The organism is uncultured Thiodictyon sp., from assembly GCF_903828115.1.
Lineage (GTDB): Bacteria > Pseudomonadota > Gammaproteobacteria > Chromatiales > Chromatiaceae > Thiodictyon.
Genome location: NZ_CAIKKU010000650.1, coordinates 1 through 4,314, shown reverse-complemented (window position 1 = coordinate 4,314; position 4,314 = coordinate 1). Strand labels below are relative to the sequence as shown.

The following is a 4,314-nucleotide window of genomic DNA, read 5'->3' as shown; positions in this document are numbered from 1 at the left end:
TTGTCCGAGTCCCTGGTCCGACAGGCAAGCCAGGCCGCACGACTCATGCACCGCCCCTTGGAGCAGGTGCTTGCCGTGCTGCTGGAGGCGGCCCTGCCGCCATTGGACGACTGCCCGCCCAAGCTCCAGACCAAACTGATCGAGATGACCTGGCTAAGCGATGGCGCCTTAATGGATATCGCCAAGTCCAGCATGTCGGAGCCCGACCGGCTGCGCCTTGCGGATTTGGGGCTGCGTGCCGGTGCGCTGACCGCCGAAGAGCAAGAGGAACTTGCGGCGTTGCGGGAGCGCTATGGCGAACTGACCCTGCGCAAGGCCCGCGCCTATGCGCTGCTCAGCATCCGCGGCGGCGAACGGCTGCTCGCGCACGCGGCTGCGGCCTAATGGCGGATGCGCTGGCCAAGGCATTGCGCGAGCGGATTGCCGTTGCGGCAGGCTATCGCTGCGGATACTGCCAGACCGACCAACGCGTCAGCGGTGCGCAGATGCACGTCGAGCACATCGTCCCCCGCGCCTTGGGAGGCAGTTCGCAGGAATCGAATCTCTGGCTGTCCTGTGCCTGGTGCAACAGTTACAAGGGCATCCAAGTCGAAGCACCGGACCCCAATACCGGACAGAAGGAGCCCTTGTTCAACCCGCGGGGTCAGCGTTGGGCGGAGCATTTCGCCTGGGACCCGGCGGCCACCCACATCCTCGGCCTGACACCGACCGGACGCGCAACCGTTGCGGCGTTGAATCTCAACAACCCTTACATCGTGCCGGCCCGCCGCCTATGGGTACTCGCGGGTTGGCATCCGCCGGACCCGCGTGATTGACATGAACGCCACCGAATTCATCAAGCTGAACGTCGCCGAGCGGATTGAGGCCATGGAAGCCATCTGGGATTCACTCATGATCGCCGACGCCAAGATCGAATCGCCGGATTGGCACCAAGGTGTCTTGGCCGAGCGGTGCAGACGGCTTCACGATCCTTCCGCGGAATTCGTTTCGCTGGCAGAGCTAAAGGCGTCGCGTCGGTAATGGCCATCCACGACGTTCGCGTTTCGCGCGAAGCGTTCGCGGACCTGATGAAAGCCAGCGCAATAGCTTGAAAACGAGAACAAGCCGCTATGGGAGAAAACAATGGACTACATCGACAGAATCGCAATTGCGCCGGGTAAGCGCGGCGGGCGTCCTGTCATCCGCGGCCTTCGCATCACCGTCTACGATGTCCTTGGCTGGCTTGCCGACGGCATGACCGCCGACGAAATCATTGATGATTTTCCGGAGTTGGAAAAGGCCGACATCCTGGCTTGTCTAGCCTTCGCGGCTGATTGTGAACACGGCGCAGTCATTGTACAGGCGTCATGATGCCGTTGTTGGACGAGAACCTGTCACACTTGATCGCAAGATTCTTGCACGCGCTGGTCGCAAGACTTATAGCGATCACTGTCATACTTGCTCACTTCACCATTGGACTACACGATGGCTAACGAGGACGCGCCTGTTGTCAAAGAGTTCAAAGAATTCGGCACCCGCCGGATTCTTGAGATGCTGGAGGCATCCGAAGGCGGCTTCGTCGACAAGCAGCAGGCTTACGATCAGATCGTCGAAGAATTCAAGACCCAGCGAGGCTGGCCCGACGAGTTGACGCGAATGGAGCGGGCCGTGGGTGGCACGCTGCGCGAGGTATTCATCAACCGCTTGCATTGGATACCAGCGCGCTTATGCGGAAACGGCCTCACTGAGCCATCGACGAATCGGCCGTTCATCGCGCTTCCCGGCAAGCTCGATGCGGCGCTGGCCGCATATCCCTCGCGTAAGCAGAGCAAGACGAAAGGTCATTCAGTCCGTCAGAGGATGGCGGGGCAGGAATCACGGCTGATCGACCATGTGCAAAACGAAGACCCGGAACCTGTACCACTCAGGGATTCCGAGCCGCTCAGACAACGGGTTGGAATTGACAAGATGGCACTGCGCCCCTCACGAATGATCGTCGAAGATGTGCTCGGTCAGGCCCGTACCAGGACACTCTGGACCGCGAACTATTACCCGGTGCTGCCGTTCACACCACAGTCCTTTGAGGTTGGCGCCTTGCTGCCGACCATGCTTTACATGGCCCGCTTCGGCCATCGTCGCGGCAAAGGCCGCTTTGAGCAGGTCTTTGGTCGGGGGCCAAACGGCAGTGTCCGGGCGCCGACAGTCAACGACGTGGCGGCCGTCCTCGCCACCGACCGCAAAGGTGATCTCCAGGGATTCGAAGACGATATCGGCCGCACGGTACTGGGCGATCTATTGTTGTCCTGGTGCCTGGAGAACCGCAAACATGTTGAGGGTCAGCAGGAGCAGGTGCAGCGTATCCTGCCGACCCATTACTTTGCGAGTTGGGTCGATCTTCCAGAGAACGTCGCCAGCCTGCGTGGCGTCCCGGAATTCCTGACCGCCTTGCTGGCCCGCCAAGTCGATGGAGCCTGGCTGCGGCAGGGCGAGCCTGGGCCATTTCCGGTCGGTGTGGCCGACCTGAACGAGAGTCGGCTCTTGGCTTTGTTCAGCCGACACTGCGCGATCCGCGGCAAACATGCCGCTGACCTTGCATCGGATACCTTTGTTGAGGACCAGGCGCACAACATCGGTATCGACGAGTTGTTAGCCGTACGAATCGCCTTGGCCTGCAGCAATGCTCCTCACCCGATTGGAACGGATGGAGAGATCGCTAATCGTATGCCGCTGGCCCGTCGCGCCGCCGACGGACTGCGGGATGACCTGAGCGTCTTCGTTACGGTCTACGGCTCACAGATCCCGCGCCAGGCATTTCTCCGGATGGTAGAAGCAGGTACCGGGCTCGGCCTCTTGAACCTGTTGCTATCAACCGTCGCGATCCTTGATGAATGGGAGCTTACCGGCGAAGTTCCGCGAGTCGAAAATCAGTCGCCTTTGCCGTTGTTTGTGGATGCCTCTCAAGGACAGGACGCGACGCTGCGCGAGCTATCCGAGGCATCAATGACGGAATGTTTGCGGCGCTTCGAGCGCGCTCCCATCCTGCTAATGCTTCTGCGTGTGCTCGATGATCGCGCCCGAAATGATCGGCGCCTCGCGGATAAGCTCCCGCCGTCCGAACCGGATGCCAGCGACTACATCCGATTGCTCGGCGACATCTACAAGGAACGACATCCGCGCTCCGAGTCGATTTTCGATAATCTGTTTGAGGATTCCCGCCGATTGGCCGCAGAGCTTGAAAATGACCAGCCGGAGGTCGCCGAACGCTTGCGCCATGGCGACCCGATGGCTTTGGCCGAGTCGTTGTGCGAATTGATGGGGCGCACACTGCAAATGAATCAATTTCTTAGGGCGCTAGAAAGTACACTAATGACCGATAAGCCGAATGGGCTAGCTGTCCGGCGTCGTATTAGCCGCACCGTCAACGGCCGAAGACGCAGCCTTGATGTCCGTTCCATCGTGCTGTCATCAGCAGTCTTGGATTTCCTCGTCCATCGCCACCTGCGCGATGGTGTTGACGACGAGTCGTCGCGCACCCTGACGCTGCGCCACTTCCTGGACCTGCTGCGTGATCGCTATGGTCTCTTCGTGGATCAAGAACCGCCTGGCCAATTGATACCGCGTGAGTTGCTGCTGAAGAACAAGGCGTGGTTGGAACGGCGGCTGCGTGACCTGGGACTGTTGATTGGGGTCAATGATGCGGAGTCGATGAAGCAATTACGCCCTCGCTATCAAGGAGCCGCGAGCCATGTTGACTGAAGCGATCCGTTCCATCCTGAAGGATACCTTCACGCGGATTCTCGGCCAACCGGAGTCGGGCAGCATGGCCTTTGTTCGGTGCCTGCCCGCTGAGTTGGTCTTGGCGCTCGCGGCTGATCCCGCATTCGCGTTAAACGGCTGGCAGGTCGCAGCGGTCAGGGATATGGCGGACCCGGCGGCACGCTGCATCACCGCGGACCAGGCCGTCGAATGGCGCGAGGACAAGGCCGACGCTGCCCTGTTGCTGATCGACCCGCAGCGTGCCGGGGCAGGCATGGACGGCATCTACAGTGCCGCGCGCGAGATCGGCGAGTCGGAATTGTTCGATCTGGCGGTCGAGTTGGCCCGGCAGCGACTGCCACACGGTTGCAAGGGCTTCGCGCTGAAGGCCCTGTTCAAGGCGGGCTGGCAGAAGCGCCGCCGCCCGTTGGCGCCCTGGTCCGCATTGGCCTACCTGGGCCGGGCCGCCGAGGATGCACAGGTCGTCGGCACGGCCCTGCCGATGATTGGCTTGTGGCCGATCGCGATCACAGACCGCCCAAGCGAAACGGACCTGGACCACGCCGCCGTGCTGGTCGA

The 4,314-nt window shown here is 61.1% G+C and carries 6 protein-coding genes; all 6 read left to right on the top strand.

Annotated elements, in window-relative coordinates; translation table 11 throughout:
* Nucleotides 1-384, top strand: a 384-nt coding sequence (locus tag QZY48_RS24610) for a hypothetical protein (RefSeq protein ID WP_295436031.1), incomplete at its 5' end; no start/stop codon positions are given.
* Nucleotides 384-815 carry an HNH endonuclease gene (locus QZY48_RS24605; RefSeq protein ID WP_295436029.1) on the top strand — a complete coding sequence of 144 codons (432 nt, stop codon included), beginning with the start codon at nucleotides 384-386 and terminating at the stop codon, nucleotides 813-815. The genes QZY48_RS24610 and QZY48_RS24605, both read left to right, overlap by 1 nt.
* A gap of 1 nt (nucleotide 816) precedes the next feature.
* A complete protein-coding gene (locus tag QZY48_RS24600; protein ID WP_295436027.1) occupies nucleotides 817-1,020 on the top strand; it encodes an addiction module protein in 204 nt (67 codons plus the stop codon).
* Between the two features lie 102 nt (nucleotides 1,021-1,122).
* Complete coding sequence (locus tag QZY48_RS24595) at nucleotides 1,123-1,350, top strand: DUF433 domain-containing protein (protein ID WP_295436025.1); 228 nt, start codon at nucleotides 1,123-1,125, stop codon at nucleotides 1,348-1,350.
* Nucleotides 1,351-1,464: 114 nt separating this feature from the next.
* Nucleotides 1,465-3,735 (top strand): hypothetical protein, encoded by a 2,271-nt coding sequence (locus QZY48_RS24590; protein ID WP_295436024.1) that lies wholly within the window; start codon nucleotides 1,465-1,467, stop codon nucleotides 3,733-3,735.
* The coding region (locus QZY48_RS24585; protein WP_295436022.1) for a hypothetical protein at nucleotides 3,725-4,314 on the top strand (590 nt) is incomplete at its 3' end. The genes QZY48_RS24590 and QZY48_RS24585, both read left to right, overlap by 11 nt.